Annotated in this window: 12 protein-coding genes and 1 pseudogene; 8 read left to right on the plus strand and 5 right to left on the minus strand. The window is 71.1% G+C overall.

All coding sequences use genetic code 11. The features are described from left to right. Nucleotides 1-138 precede the first annotated feature (138 nt). Nucleotides 139-2121, minus strand: coding sequence for a molecular chaperone HtpG (gene htpG, locus ACZ4VL_RS22915; RefSeq protein ID WP_468202859.1), 1983 nt, complete (start codon nucleotides 2119-2121; stop codon nucleotides 139-141). A 156-nt stretch (nucleotides 2122-2277) separates the two neighbouring features. Continuing rightward, the gene (locus ACZ4VL_RS22920; RefSeq protein ID WP_468202862.1) at nucleotides 2278-2997 is read right to left on the minus strand and encodes a hypothetical protein; all 720 of its coding nucleotides are present in this window, start codon (nucleotides 2995-2997) and stop codon (nucleotides 2278-2280) included. Between the two features lie 582 nt (nucleotides 2998-3579). On the opposite strand from ACZ4VL_RS22920, the gene ACZ4VL_RS22925 reads away from it, so the two are divergent. The 5 genes from ACZ4VL_RS22925 (at nucleotide 3580) to ACZ4VL_RS22945 (ending at nucleotide 7585) form a co-directional block, all read left to right on the plus strand. Continuing rightward, the gene (locus ACZ4VL_RS22925; protein WP_468202867.1) at nucleotides 3580-4317 is read left to right on the plus strand and encodes an ATP-binding cassette domain-containing protein; all 738 of its coding nucleotides are present in this window, start codon (nucleotides 3580-3582) and stop codon (nucleotides 4315-4317) included. A 3-nt stretch (nucleotides 4318-4320) separates the two neighbouring features. Further along, a complete protein-coding gene (locus ACZ4VL_RS22930; RefSeq protein WP_468202871.1) occupies nucleotides 4321-5583 on the plus strand; it encodes a DUF7224 domain-containing protein in 1263 nt (420 codons plus the stop codon). 107 nt (nucleotides 5584-5690) lie between these two features. Beyond that, a complete protein-coding gene (locus tag ACZ4VL_RS22935; protein WP_468202874.1) occupies nucleotides 5691-6209 on the plus strand; it encodes a hypothetical protein in 519 nt (172 codons plus the stop codon). 34 nt (nucleotides 6210-6243) lie between these two features. Then, nucleotides 6244-6840 carry a hypothetical protein gene (locus ACZ4VL_RS22940; protein WP_468202877.1) on the plus strand — a complete coding sequence of 199 codons (597 nt, stop codon included), beginning with the start codon at nucleotides 6244-6246 and terminating at the stop codon, nucleotides 6838-6840. A gap of 274 nt (nucleotides 6841-7114) precedes the next feature. Continuing rightward, nucleotides 7115-7585 (plus strand): hypothetical protein, encoded by a 471-nt coding sequence (locus ACZ4VL_RS22945; RefSeq protein WP_468202880.1) that lies wholly within the window; start codon nucleotides 7115-7117, stop codon nucleotides 7583-7585. A 14-nt stretch (nucleotides 7586-7599) separates the two neighbouring features. On the opposite strand, the gene ACZ4VL_RS22950 is transcribed toward ACZ4VL_RS22945, so the two are convergent. Further along, nucleotides 7600-8184: a maleylpyruvate isomerase N-terminal domain-containing protein gene (locus ACZ4VL_RS22950; protein WP_468202883.1), complete on the minus strand. Its 585-nt coding sequence runs from the start codon at nucleotides 8182-8184 to the stop codon at nucleotides 7600-7602. A gap of 219 nt (nucleotides 8185-8403) precedes the next feature. Between ACZ4VL_RS22950 and ACZ4VL_RS22955 the strand changes: the two are divergent. Together ACZ4VL_RS22955 and ACZ4VL_RS22960 are read left to right on the plus strand one after the other, a co-directional pair. After that, nucleotides 8404-9228, plus strand: a pseudogene (locus tag ACZ4VL_RS22955) (IS5 family transposase). A gap of 123 nt (nucleotides 9229-9351) precedes the next feature. After that, nucleotides 9352-9858, plus strand: coding sequence for a DUF6624 domain-containing protein (locus tag ACZ4VL_RS22960; RefSeq protein WP_468202886.1), 507 nt, complete (start codon nucleotides 9352-9354; stop codon nucleotides 9856-9858). Between the two features lie 92 nt (nucleotides 9859-9950). Here the strand turns inward: ACZ4VL_RS22960 and ACZ4VL_RS22965 are convergent, their stop codons facing one another. Continuing rightward, complete coding sequence (locus ACZ4VL_RS22965) at nucleotides 9951-10571, minus strand: TetR/AcrR family transcriptional regulator (RefSeq protein ID WP_468202888.1); 621 nt, start codon at nucleotides 10569-10571, stop codon at nucleotides 9951-9953. A 63-nt stretch (nucleotides 10572-10634) separates the two neighbouring features. Here ACZ4VL_RS22965 and ACZ4VL_RS22970 point away from each other — a divergent pair, with 63 nt between their 5' ends. Further along, nucleotides 10635-11618 carry a hypothetical protein gene (locus ACZ4VL_RS22970; protein WP_468202891.1) on the plus strand — a complete coding sequence of 328 codons (984 nt, stop codon included), beginning with the start codon at nucleotides 10635-10637 and terminating at the stop codon, nucleotides 11616-11618. Nucleotides 11619-11660: 42 nt separating this feature from the next. On the opposite strand, the gene ACZ4VL_RS22975 is transcribed toward ACZ4VL_RS22970, so the two are convergent. Continuing rightward, nucleotides 11661-12881 carry an esterase/lipase family protein gene (locus ACZ4VL_RS22975; RefSeq protein WP_468202894.1) on the minus strand — a complete coding sequence of 407 codons (1221 nt, stop codon included), beginning with the start codon at nucleotides 12879-12881 and terminating at the stop codon, nucleotides 11661-11663. Between the last annotated feature and the right edge of the window lie 85 nt (nucleotides 12882-12966).

Raw genomic sequence — 12966 nt, forward strand, 5'->3', positions numbered from 1 at the left:
TGTGTTTTTTTGTTTTTTTTCTCTTTTTCCTCTCTCCCTCCCCTCTTTCTCCTCCCCCCCCCCCCCCCCCCCCCCCCCCCCCCCCCCCCCCCCCCCGGCGGCCGAGCGGCCGACCAGCCGGCGCCCGGTGGCCGGCGTCTACAGCGTGTGCGTCAGGCGGCTCGTGAGCAGCCGCGTGAAGCGGGCCGGGTCGGGCAGGTCGCCGCCTTCGGCGAGCAGCGCGCTGCCGTACACGAGCTCGGTGATCTCCGTGAGGGCCGGGTCCTCCGCGTTGGCCTCGTGGGCCGTACGCAGGGCGGTGACCAGCGGGTGGGCGGGGTTGAGCTCCAGGATCCGCTTGACGGGCGGCATCTGCTGGCCCATGGCCCGGTACATCTTCTCCAGGGTCGGCGTCATGTCGTGGGCGTCGCCCACGATGCACGCCGCCGACGTCGTCAGCCGCGACGACAGCCGGACCTGCTTCACGTGCTCGGACAGTGTCGTCGTCATCCACGGCAACAGGGCGGCGAAGTCCTTCTCGCGCTTGGCCTTGGCGGAGGCGGCTTCCTGGCCGTCGCTGTCGCCGGCGCCGTCGGCGTCGGCATCGGCGTCCTCGTCCAGGTCGACCTGGCCCTTGGCGATCGACTGGAACCGGTGACCGTCGAAGCCCGGGACCTGCTCGACCCAGACCTCGTCGATCGGGTCGGTGAGGATCAGGACCTCGTACCCCTTGGCGGCGAAGGCCTCCATGTGCGGGGAGTTCTCCACCGTCGCGCGGGTCTCGCCGGTCAGGTAGTAGATCGCGTCCTGGCCGTCCTTCATGCGCTCGACGTACTCGCGCAGGCTGGTCGTCTTCTCCGCGTCGTGCGTCGACTCGGCCGACACCAGCGCCAACAGCGCCTCGGTGTTGTCGGCGTCCTCGAGGAGGCCTTCCTTGAGGACCCGGCCGAACTGCCCCCACAGCTTCGCGTAGCGCTCGGCGTCGTCGCCCGCCTGGACGCTCTTGAGCGCGCCGAGGACCTTCTTCACCAGGCGTCGGCGCACGCCCTGGATCTGCCGGTCGTGCTGGAGGATCTCGCGGGAGATGTTCAGGGACAGGTCGTGGGCGTCCACGACCCCCTTGACGAAGCGCAGGTAGTTCGGCATCAGCGCTTCGCAGTCGTCCATGATGAACACCCGCTTGACGTACAGCTGCACGCCGCGCTTGGTCTCGCGGGAGAACAGGTCGAACGGCGCCTGCGACGGGATGAACAGCAGCGCCTCGTACTCGAAGGTGCCCTCGGCGCGCATGTGGATGGTCTCGGCCGGGTCGAGCCAGTCGTGGCTGATCTGCTTGTAGAACTCGTTGTACTCGGACTCGGACACCTCGCTGCGCTGGCGGGCCCACAGCGCCTTCATGGAGTTGAGGGTGTCCATGTGGGGGGCGGTTTCGGCGTGGGTGTTGCCGTCGGTGTCGCCGGTTTCGGAGTCGGCGTCTGTGCTCGGCTCCGCGGCCATCTTGATCGGCCAGCGGATGAAGTCCGAGTACTGCTTGACGATCTGGCGGATCTTCCAGGCGGCCAGGTAGTCGGCCAGCCCGTCCTCGCTGTCGACGGGCTTGAGGTGGAGCGTGACCGAAGTGCCGACCGGCAGGTCGTCCACGGCCTGGATGGTGTACGTGCCCTCGCCGTCGGACTCCCACTGCGTGCCCTCGGCGGTGCCGGCCCGCCGGGTGCGCAGGGTGACCTTGTCGGCGACCATGAACGCCGAGTAGAACCCCACGCCGAACTGGCCGATCAGGCTCTGCGCCGCGGCGGCGTCCTTGGCGTCCTTGATCTTCTCCAGCAGGCGCGCGGTGCCGGACTTGGCGATCGTGCCGATCAGTTCCACGATCTCGTCCCGGCTCATGCCGATGCCGTTGTCGCGGACGGTGAGCGTACGGGCGTCCTTGTCGACGTCGAGGGTGATGTGCAGGTCGGCGGTGTCGACGTCGAGGGTGGAGTCGGTCAGCGACTCCAGGCGGAGCTTGTCCAGTGCATCGGAGGCGTTGGAGATCAGCTCGCGCAGGAAGATGTCCTTGTTCGAGTAGATCGAGTGGATCACCAGCTGCAGCAACTGACGGGTCTCGGCCTGGAACTCCAGCGTCTCGGTACTGCTACCCACGTGGGTCTCTCCTTCGAGAACGAAAAACGGTGATGGTGGTGATGTTGGTCGGGTGGGGCCACGTCGTGCGCCGCCGGCTGGGCGGGCGTACGTCTGGGCGTTCGGGTGTGGGCGTCCGGGCGCGCTGGCTGCTGAGCTACAAGCGCTGAGCTGCCGTCAGGGCGTGTGCCGGACGCCGAGCTGCCGGTCGGTGCGATGGTCCGCGCGCAGGCGGGCCGTGCGTGACGCGAGCCGGTCCAGGCGGTCGGCGATCGCCGGGTGGCCGGCCGCGAGGTGCGGGCGCGTCGCGGCGAGCGGGGCGAGGAGCCGGGCGGGGTCGCCGTCCCCGAGGGCGTCCAGAAGGCGGGCTATGGCGGGGGAAGCACCGGCGGCGAGGTCGTCCAGGGCGCCGATCTGCCCGGCCAGCCGGCGCAGGTCGGCCGCGTTGTCGCGGGCCCAGGCGGTGACGGCGCGGTCCGCGGCGCGCTGGTCGCGGGCAGCCCGGACGCGCTGCTCGCCGGTGCTGCCGGCGGTGGTCCCGGCGGCGGCGTCGGGCCGCAGGCGCAGGTACCGCCGCTCGGCGGCCTGACGGCTGGCCACCCCGAGGGGCCCGGCGAGATCCGCCCAGGTGGCGCCGGCGGTGCGGGCGGTCTCGATCAACCCGGTCTCCCAGCCGGCGAGTTCCTCGCGCACGCGACGCAGGAGCAGCAGCGCGGCCAGGGCTTGTTGCCGGTCGCCCCGGTCGCCCCGGTCGCCCCGGTCGCCCCGGTCGGCGCCGTCGGGCGGTGCGAGGCGGGCGGTACGGGCGGCGGAGTCCATCATGCCGAGGGCCGCGGCGGCGGCCAGGAACGAGGCCGGCCCCGCCCCCGAGTCCGGGGTGTCCTGCGCTTGGGGCATCGGCGTCACCTTTTTGTTGACGTCAGGAATGTCATCCAGAGGGTGACATGCTAGCGGCCGCGCCGAGCGCACCGCACCGGCGAATCTGCGACAAGTGTCCGGAACGGGACGGGTGTCGGGCGGGGTCGGGAGTGTGTTCGGGGGCTTCCCGGCAGCCCATTGTCCTTCCGGCGCGGGCCGGCCGGTCAAGGGCGCTCCTCCTTCGTCGTCGCGTCGCTGCGCGATGGCCTCCGGCCACCCTTGACTGCCCGGCCCGCCCCGGAATGCCAAAGAGCTGCCGGGAAGCCCCCGAAGGACGGCCAGGGGGTACGAGGGGCAGGAACGGCCCTCGCCAGAGCAGCAGGCCCGCGGCTGTGTGCGGTGGTTGTGGGCACGGCAGATTTCGGCCAAACCGGTTGCCATTGCGGTGGAGTGGGATCTTCCGGCGTTAGCGTTCGAAACGTTCTTGCGGCCTCTGGGGGGAGGGCCCGTGTGCCTCTGCCTCCGTGCGCCGCCTCGGGGGAAAGGGGACGGGATCGTGGACAGTGAGCGGCAGGGCCGTGGGCGGTGCCGAGTTGCAGGGCGGTGGTAGCGGGTAGCGCCATGGCTCTCGTTCTCGAAGGGGTCTCCTTCCGGTACGGCCGGCAGGTTGTGTTCTCCGACTTCGGGCTGGTTCTCGATGCTCCGGCCGCTGTTCTTCTCGGGCCCAACGGCGCCGGGAAGTCGACGCTCCTGGGGATCGCGGCCTCACAGCTCCGCCCCGGCTCCGGCACGGTCGGGCTCGGCCGGATCCGGGCCGAGCGCCGGTCGCTCGCCGCCTATCGGCGCAAGGTGGCGTGGATCCCGCAGCAGGTCACCCCCGTACCGGGGCTGACCGTGCGCGAACAGGTCGCGTACGCGGGCTGGCTCAAGGGCCTCAGGCGCTCCGAGGCGTGGGAGGCGTCCGCAGCCGCCGTCGACCGGGTCGGTCTGAGCGCGCTCGCCGACCGCAAGAGCCACCGGGTCAGCGGGGGCCAGCTGCGCCGCATCGGCATCGCCGGGGCGCTCGTCCACCGCAGCGAGCTGATCCTGATGGACGAGCCGACCGCCGGTCTCGACCCCACGCAGCGGCAGATGTTCCGCGAACTCGTGGCCGAGTTGTCCGCCACCGTGCAGATCGTGGTCTCCACCCACCAGACGGAGGACCTCGCCGATCTGTACCAGCAGGTCGTCGTCCTCGACAGGGGCACCGTCCGCTTCCGGGGGAGTCCGCAGGAGTTCCACGCCATCGCCCCCGGCTCTCCCTCCGGGGTCGCCCGGGCCGAGGCCGCGTACGCCCGGCTCGTCGAGCGGGAGGTGTGAGCAGTGCGCCTGCGTACCCTGCTGCGGACCTCGTCGGCCGTGGCGTTGCTGCCGTTCCTGCTCTTTCACGTCGTCGTGCTCCTCGGTGATGGAATGGCCGCTTCTGTTGTGGCGGGTTACGGGCCCTCGGTGGTCGGGCCCGCCTCGTACGCCCTGGCACCCGCAGCAGCGGCCTGCTCGGCGGCCGGCGCCTGGGAGGCCGCACGTCTGCTCCGCGGACGCGTCCTGGACCAGGCGCCCGTCCGCTCGCCGCTCGCGATCGCGCTCGGCGTGCTCCTGCCCGTGTGGGGCATGGGTGTGGTGGGACTCGCCGCCGCACTGATCGTCACCTCCCGGGCGGCCGGAGCGCTGCCCGCGCCCGCGCACGCGGGCATGGTGGGCGCGTACGCAGCCGTGCTGGCCGCGGCGAGCCTGCTCGGGTATCTGCTCGGGCGGGTCCTGCCGGGTCTGGCCGCCGCACCGGTCGCGATGGTCGTCGGGTTCTGCGCGGTTGCGTATCCCGGCTCTTTCGACCCGCCCTGGCCGCGCCACCTCGTCGCCCAGGCGTACGAATCCTGTTGTGACCCGGGCCAGGTGATCGATCCGGCGGCCGTATGGGCGCCGTTCGTCCTTGCCGGAGGACTGTGTGTGGCGGCAGGTTTGGTGGTGCACCCGTTTTTCAAGGCGGCGCGGGTACTTGCCGTTGCCGCTGCTGCGGTTGCTGCTGCGGTGGCCGTCTGGCTCGTGCACGACCTCGACTACAACCCCGTGCTGGCCCGCGACCCTTCGGACCTCGTCTGCGACACCGACGGGCGTCCCACCGTGTGCCTGTGGCCCGAGACCCCCGACCGCGGCGGGGTGGTGCGCCTCGTCCGCAGCCACACGGCCCGCCTCGCGGAGGCCGGGGTTCCGGTCGCCGACACGCTGAGCGCCGCACCCCGGGAGGGGCAGGCCGCGTTCGGCACGAACGGCGTCGTGAGGGGTACGGACACGGGGCACAGGCTGGCGGGCGTGCTGATGCCGCCCGTGCCCGACTGTGCGCGGACCACGCGCCAGTACCCCGCCATACGGGATCGGTCGACGCTCCAGGTGTGGCTCACCGCCAAGGCGACCGGCGTCCTGCCCGACGCGGAGCCCGACCGCTCCACCGCCGAGGACGTGGACCTCGTCCGGCAGGTCCTCGCCCAGCCGCACGCCGTGCAACTGGCCTGGTACGAGCAGTACCGGCAGGCCCTGTCCGGCTGTACAGGACGCCCGGACCGCAAGATCCCGGGAGCTGCCCGGTGATCTGGTGGCTCAAGTCCCGCAATGCTGGTGTGATCGTTTCGGCGACGGTCCTCAGTGCTCTTCTCGGGATCGCCCTTGGGCGTACCGCGCTGCCGCTTCCTGTTCTTGTGGGTATCGGCGGTCAATTCCTGCTCGGTGCGCTCGTGGCGGTGGTGCCCGCCGTGCTCTGGCTGAACGGCACCGGAAGGACTGACGTGGGAGTCGAGGCCGCCGCCCTCCGGCCCGTCCACCGCTGGGACACCGCCCTGGCCGCGGGCCTTGCCGGGACCGCCCTGGTGGTCAGCGGCAGCGCCTATCTGCTGGCCGATGACGACATCGCCCTCGTCGTCGGCCGGAACATCACCTTCTACCTCGCGGCGGCCGTGCTCCTGGGGGCGTGCGTCGGACCGCGCGTCGCCGGGCCCTGTATGAGCGGGATGCCGATCGTCGTGGGGGTCGCCGGCTGGAACGGGCGCTTTCCCGAACCGTGGGCCGTGATCCTGCACCCCGGGCGGTCCCGTGCTGCACTCGCGGCGATGTTCGTCCTGATGGCGGTCGCGTGCGTGGTGGGGGCGGTCGGCTCCCGGGGGTGGGTCCCCGCCGCCGCCCGACGGTGGGGGCGGTCCGTTGTCGGAGGGAGCCGTTAGGGTCGGCTGAACCGTCGATCAGTGAAGAGGGGACATGTTCGAAGAGCGGCTCGCAGAGTTCTCCCGCGAGCGTCTGGGGGGCCGTCCGATCCCCGACGACCTGCAGACCATGCTGGTGGCGCAGTGGGAGGACCGCGCCGACTTCCGCGAACTCCTCGACATCACCTTCCTCGAGGCGGGCCGGCTCCAGCCGCTCCTGGACACCGGCTACCTCAGCGAAGCCGAACTCGCCGACCCCGAGATGCAGGCCGTCAACGCCGCGCTCGTGGTGCTGGCCGAGTACGTGCAGATCGTCGCGGAGCGGGACGAGGGCTGGATCGGCTACTGGGTGCACCCCGACGAACCGGCGGACCGCCCTTTCGTCGTCGTCGGGCTCGACACCGAGTTCACGCTGTCGGGCATGGCCGGCAGCAGCCTGGCCGAGGCCTGTGCCGCCGACCAGGTCCGATATGCCGGCGAGCCCGACCCGCGCACCGGGTTCGCCTTGTTGGCCGGTCGGCTCGCCGAGTTGGGCGTGCGCCTCGGCGCGGACGACTACGACGACCTCTCGGAGCCCGAGTTCACCGTGGATCCGGAGGCGCTCACCGAGCAACTCATCGACGCCGAGCGCGCGCGGCGCGGTCTCGCCTGAGCGGGTGCGTTCGCCGCGGTCAGGCCGTCGGCTCGATGGCGAGTGGTGAGTACGGTCGTTCGGATGCCGTATGCTTGATCTTGAGCTCGCGGCCATGACAAGTGGCGGTGGGACTGGCGTTGGTGGTCCAAGGAAAGGCACCCCACTTCCTGTGGGGGGATGCAGGTGCAAGGCCTGCCCAGCGCTCGACTAAGGCCCCGTCCTCCTCAGGGAGGCCGGGGCCTGTTTGCTGTGCGGCTGCCTAGGATCGCCTCGAAGAGGGGGCGTGTTGAACGTGAAATTCTTTGACGAACGTCTGGTCGGGGCCTGGTTCGGGTCCGCGGTGGGTGTGATGGAGGCGAGCGGCGTCGTCTTCCTCGGGGACGGCCGCGGCTGGAGCCGGTTCGACAGCGTCAGCGGTGAGCTGGCCGTCGCCCGGTTCCGCTGGCACTGTCCGGAGGCCGGGGTGCTGAAGCTCCAGTACACCTGGCAGGTCGGCGGCGAGTGGGGCGGCGACGGCGACGGGTTCGCCGTCGTCCGCCACAGCAGGCCGTTCGACGAGGTCATCGAGACGGGATACCGGGTCGCTCAGCACCGGCCGCCGATGGGTGAGGCTGCCCGGACCGCCCTGTTGCTGGAGCGGGACGTCGAGTTCGAGAACGTCTTCTACCGGAGCGCGGCCACCGTCGGCTGCGCGGACGATCCGTCGGCCGTGATCGTGCCCTACCCGGAACCGCCCCTGCCCGGCGGGCCTACCCGGGGCTGACGGCAGGGCTGCCGTCAGCCGGGTACGGCCGCCCGCCAGCTCCACGAGGTGAGGCGGGGCCTGCCTTCGAGTTCGCCCCGCCCCGTGCACCACAGCAGGACCCGGGCCGGGTCGCCCGGCGGCGCGTCCGGGAAGAGGCGTTGCAGGACCGCGGTGCTCAGCCGGGCCGGCGGTAGCCACGAAATCCCCAGGCCCTGGGTGATGTCGTGGGTGTGCAGCAGGATCTCGGCGACGCCCATCGCGGCGAAGCCCGTCGTGTCGCACGGCCCCCAGTGCCAGGCCCGCATCCGCGGGTCGGCCGCCGCCAGGGCGGTGGCGAGCAGGCCGGCGCAGGCGCGGACCACGCCCAGCACCGCGCGCGGCTCCGCTTCCGCGTGGACGACCAGGTCGAAGGGGAGGTATGCGTCCGCGGGTCGGGCCGCCACCTGCCCCGCGTACGCCAGCAGATCGTGGGCCACGTGGGCGGCGGTCGCCCGGCAGTCCCACTCCAAGGGCCCCGCCCGCACCGACCAGTCCGCGTCGACGTGCGGGGCGAGCACCCCGCACATGACGGAGACCGCCCGTTCCAGGTCCCTGAAGTCCACGCTGCCCGTGCCCATGCCACGAGCATAGGAGTCCGCTGAAGATCTTGCTCTGACCGCCCGGCTCACCCTGGATTGCCAGCAAATGTCGATCGTCCTAAAGCGGCGCAAGTCGGGCGCGATTTCAAGATCTTCAGGACACTCCTAGGTCCTGTCCGGCGCATCATGTGACCGCTCCGGCTTCGGCTCGTTGGCATGGGCATGGGCATGGGCATGGGCATGGGCATGGGCATGGGCATGGGGCGGGGGGATCTGACATTCGGAATGGGCGCCGCTGTGCCCCTATCTGCCGATGTCCGGTCAGCGAGGCGGACGTTGGGTCAGTCATCGCAGGGTGATAAACGGGATACTTTTCCGGCAACGCACCGGGGGGCCGTGGCGGGATCTGCCTGCGCGTTTCGGCAAGTGGAAGACCGTGTACGAGAGGCATAGACGCTGGTCGGCGGATGGCACGTGGGACAAGGTCTTCGCGGCCGTCGTGGCCGACGCGGACGCGGAGGGCCGTAGCGGCCGGAGCGCGCAGGAGATCCTCGCGGGTGCCGGGAAAAGACAAACGCCCCGGCGGCACCGCCCCGACGAGGGGCTGGGAGGTTCCCGGGGCGGCCTGGCATGCAAGATCCACCTAGCGGGTGAAGACGGACGCCGGCCGCTGGCGCTGCTGATCACCCCGGGCCAGTGGGGCGATGCCCCGCAGCTCATCCCCGTCATGGAACGCATCCGGGTCGGCCGAATCGGCGGAGGACGCCCGCGCACCCGGCCGGACCATCTCGGCGGCGATAAGGCGTACTCCTCCCGCCGTAACCGCCGCTACCTGCGGCGACGGCAGAGCGAGCACACCATCCTCGAGCCGAAGAGTCAGCGGGCCAACCGCAAGCGCCGCGGGAGCCATGGCGGGCGACCCACCGGCTTCGACGGACGGTCTACAGGCGCAGGAACGAAGTGGAGCGGGCGATCAACGCCCTCAAGAACTTCCGGGCTGTGGCCACGAGATTCGACAAGCGTGCCTACGTCTTCCGGGGCACCGTGACCCTCGCAGCGATCCGGCTCTGGCTCCGGGCATAGATCCATTATCCGGGTGCGAAGAGGTTCCTGTCACCGTTCTCCGGAATGATCTTTACGCCCGATTTACGCCTTTAGGGTTGCCATCGACGAGCACAACGCACCGACGTAACCAGGGAGTCGAGAGTGGCGCACGACGTTACCGCGCTGGCGGTGGAACTCACCGACATGGCCGTGGCAGATCACCAGTCCGCAGTCCGCGCGAACAGCGAGGACCCGGCCGAGCAGTTGGCGTGGCGCTGGCTGACCGCACGGCACGGCGACCGACTCGGCGAAATCATGGATCAATACGGCTGGCCGACTGCAGAACTGGTCGGCGAGGAAGCCGCCCGCGCGGCGTGGCTGATCGCCCAGCACGCCGACCGGCAGCTCGACGTCCAGCGGCGCGCCCTCCAGATGATGGAGCAGGCAGTGTCGGCCGGCTCGGCCAGCCCACGCCAGCTGGCCTTTCTGCGCGACCGCACGCTGGTCAATGAGGGCCGCAAGCAGGTCTACGGCACTCAGATCGCCGGCGTGAAGGACGGGTCACCGGTTCCGTGGCCTTGCGAAGAGCCCGAGCGCATGAACGAACTCCGTGCGGAAGTCGGCATCGAGCCCTTCGACGAGTACGTTGCCAAGTTCACGATGACCTGACGACCAGTCGCCAGTTGTGTGCCGGCGGATCCTTGCCCAAGGCTCACCTACCGTGGGGCAATGATCCGCCGGACACCCCTGGTGCCGCGAGCCTAGCCCGCGTGCAGGCCGTGGCAGAGGGCGGTGAAGGCGCTGTGGGCCGCCGGGGTGATCGTGTCGCGTACGTGGGCCGGGGACTCACCGGACATGACGGCCCGTCGGATCTCGCGCAGGGCCGCCCGGTACGTGCCGGCGACGGCGCCCGCCAGGAGCGCTGCGGGGACCGGGGCGACGGCCGGGGGCGGCGGGTGTTCGGTCAGGGCCGTGGCCAGCGCCGCCTCGGCGTTCTCGCCGATCTCCCGTTCACGGGCGCGCAGCGCGGGGCTGTCCAGGACGACCCGCCAGAACCCGGCCGCGCCCGGTTGGAGTCCGAGCATCGGCTCGCTGTCCTCCAGGGCGGCCAGCAGGGCGTCGCGGACGGTCTCCACCGGGCAGGTGCCCGGGGCGCGGTCGCGTACCAGCGCGGCGAGATGGCCTTCGGCCTCGGCCTGGCGGTCGAAGAAGAGGTCTTCCTTGGCGGGGAAGTAGTTGAACACGGTGTTCGTGGACACCCCCGCGTGCCGTGCCACGTCGGCGACCGTGACCCGGTCGAAGCCGTGTTCCAGGAACAGTCCCAGTGCCGCATCGGCGATCGCCGTGCGGGTCTGCTGCTTCTTGATCTCTCTGAGGCCCACACCTGAATGATAGTGTCACCGCAAAGTTGGAGTGACACCAAGATTTTTGGAGGTGGGACGGCCATGGCTCTGGCCTTCGGCATCTACCCCGGCGCGGTCCTCGGCGACGACCAGGGCATCGTTCACCCGGTCCGCCCGGACGAGCCGCACCGCATCACCGACGCACTCGACGCGCTGCAGGGCGACGCGGCTGCGCTCACCGTCCGCGCCTACCACTCCTTCGCGGCCACCGTGGACCTGCCGGAGCCCGCGGCGCCCGTCGAACCGCAGCGCTACCTGCGGCGCGGGCGCAAGCTGGACCTCGTCCTGCAGTTCCGTGAGCCGACCGGGCGGCTGGACGAGTGGCTGGAGTTCGTCCGCGAGACCGTCCGGACGCGCGGACCGCAGCTGGCGTCCCTCCAGATATGCGAGGAGCCCAACGCCGACCTCCCGACCCTCGACGGCAGCACCCCGGGCGTCCTCGACGCGCTCGTCGAAGGGGTCGTCGCGGCCAAGGAGGAGGCCCGGGCCCTGGGGTACCCCGTGGCGGTCGGCTTCAACGCCGTACCGACCTTCGACCCCGGTAACACCTTCTGGTCCGAGCTGGGCGCCCGCGCCGACGCACGCTTCCTGGCCTGCCTGGACTACGTCGGCCTGGACTTCTTCCCCGACGTCTTCCGGCCCATCGCCGCCGACCAGCTGGCGGACGCGGTCGCCGGGGTCCTCACCGCCTTCCGGCGCACCCACCTGCCCGCGGCCGGCATCCCGGACACCGTCCCGATCCGCATCTGCGAGAACGGCTGGCCCACCGGCCCCGACCGGCCCGAACAGCGGCAGGCCGCCGTCCTGGAGACCGTCGTACGGACCGTCGCCGCCCTCGCCGACGCACTCACCGTCGACGGCTACGCGTTCTTCGCCCTGCGCGACGCCGACAGCAGCGGTGAGGGCCTCTTCCACCGCTTCGGACTCCTGCGCGACGACTACGGCCCCAAGCCGGCGTTCGAGACCTACCGCCGGCTCATCGCCGAACTGGCCGGGCCCGCCGCCGGCCCGGCCGGATCCGTGTGACGGACCCGGCCCGGCCTGCGGCGCTGCCGTACGTACGGTCGCTCAGTCGGGCAGCCGGTCGAGGACCCACTCGCCGAGCTCGGGCGTCATGAGGGCGTGCGGGTCGTTCGCCTCGGAGAGCATGAAGTCGTCCAGCTCGGACTCGTCCGGGGGCAGGTTGTCGATGTTCACGTACAGGTCGTCCTGCCGGTCCAGGTCGCGGACGGCGACGGCGCTGACGGACGGTACGAAGCACACGGACCGGTGGGCCATCTCGATGGACTCGCCGATCCCCTTGAGCGCGTCACCGACGATGCCGAACGACTCCAGCATCCCGCCCGGCGCCCCGTCCAGCTCGGGGAAGCCGTGCGTCGTGATCGTGTGCGGCCCGCCGAGGATGCCGTCCAGTACGGCCACCTCGGCCGGGTCGCCCTGCGACTGGGCCAGGAAGTACGTGCCGTCGAAGACCGGCCCGGAACAGCTCAGCGTCTTCTCCCCGGCCCGGACGCCGTTGCCCCGGCCGTCGCCGCGCCCGCTCGACACGCCGAGCAGGCGCGGGATGCGGGGCCACCCGCCGACCTTCTGGAGCTGCTCCTTGAACTCCTTGCGCAGCGGGCTCTCCTTCGGCGTGGCGTCCACACCGTCCATGGAGCGCCAGAGCATCTGCTGCGCGGCCGGGCTGCCGATCTGCCGCAGGTACGTGTCGTCGACCTGGGCGAGGTAGTGCGCGAACGCCTGGAGCCCGATCGGCACCCACGCCCCCCGGTGCGGGGTGTCGAACGACAGGTAGACGCCGACCCGGTGGTCCATGCGCTGCATTTCCATCTTCGCCAGCGCGTACCGCATGACCATGCCGCCCATGCTGAACCCGCCGGCGAGCAGCCGGGCGTCGCCCAGCTGCTCGGCGATCGTCCGCATGATCGCGGCGGTCGCCGTCTCGGCGTTGCGGAGGATCGACTCGCTGCGCTCGTCGAAGCCGACGAGGACCAGCGTGCGACCCCGGGCCCGGAGCTGGCTGATGAACGGGAACCGGCCGTTCTCCAGTTGGTCCCACAGCCAGTCGAAGTCGGTCGGCCCGAGGTTGAACCCGTCGGCCAGGACGACCGGCCGGACCACGCCCTGCTGGCCCTGCCCGTAGTACACGCGCGCGCTGCCGCCCGGCAGCTGCCACACCTCGTCGGCCGGGGGCGCCACCTCCGGGGCGGCGGCCGCCTTGCCGATCGGGGTCACGAGCCCCATCGACGCGGCGGCCTTCTTGGCCTTGTCGGCCTTGCTGTCGGCCATGAACGTCCCTTCCCATGCTGCTGACACCAACAACTCCAGGGACATGCTGGTGGGGCGAACCCTCACCTACCCACCCGATTCCGGG

The organism is Streptomyces sp. NPDC029014 (genome assembly GCF_055564695.1).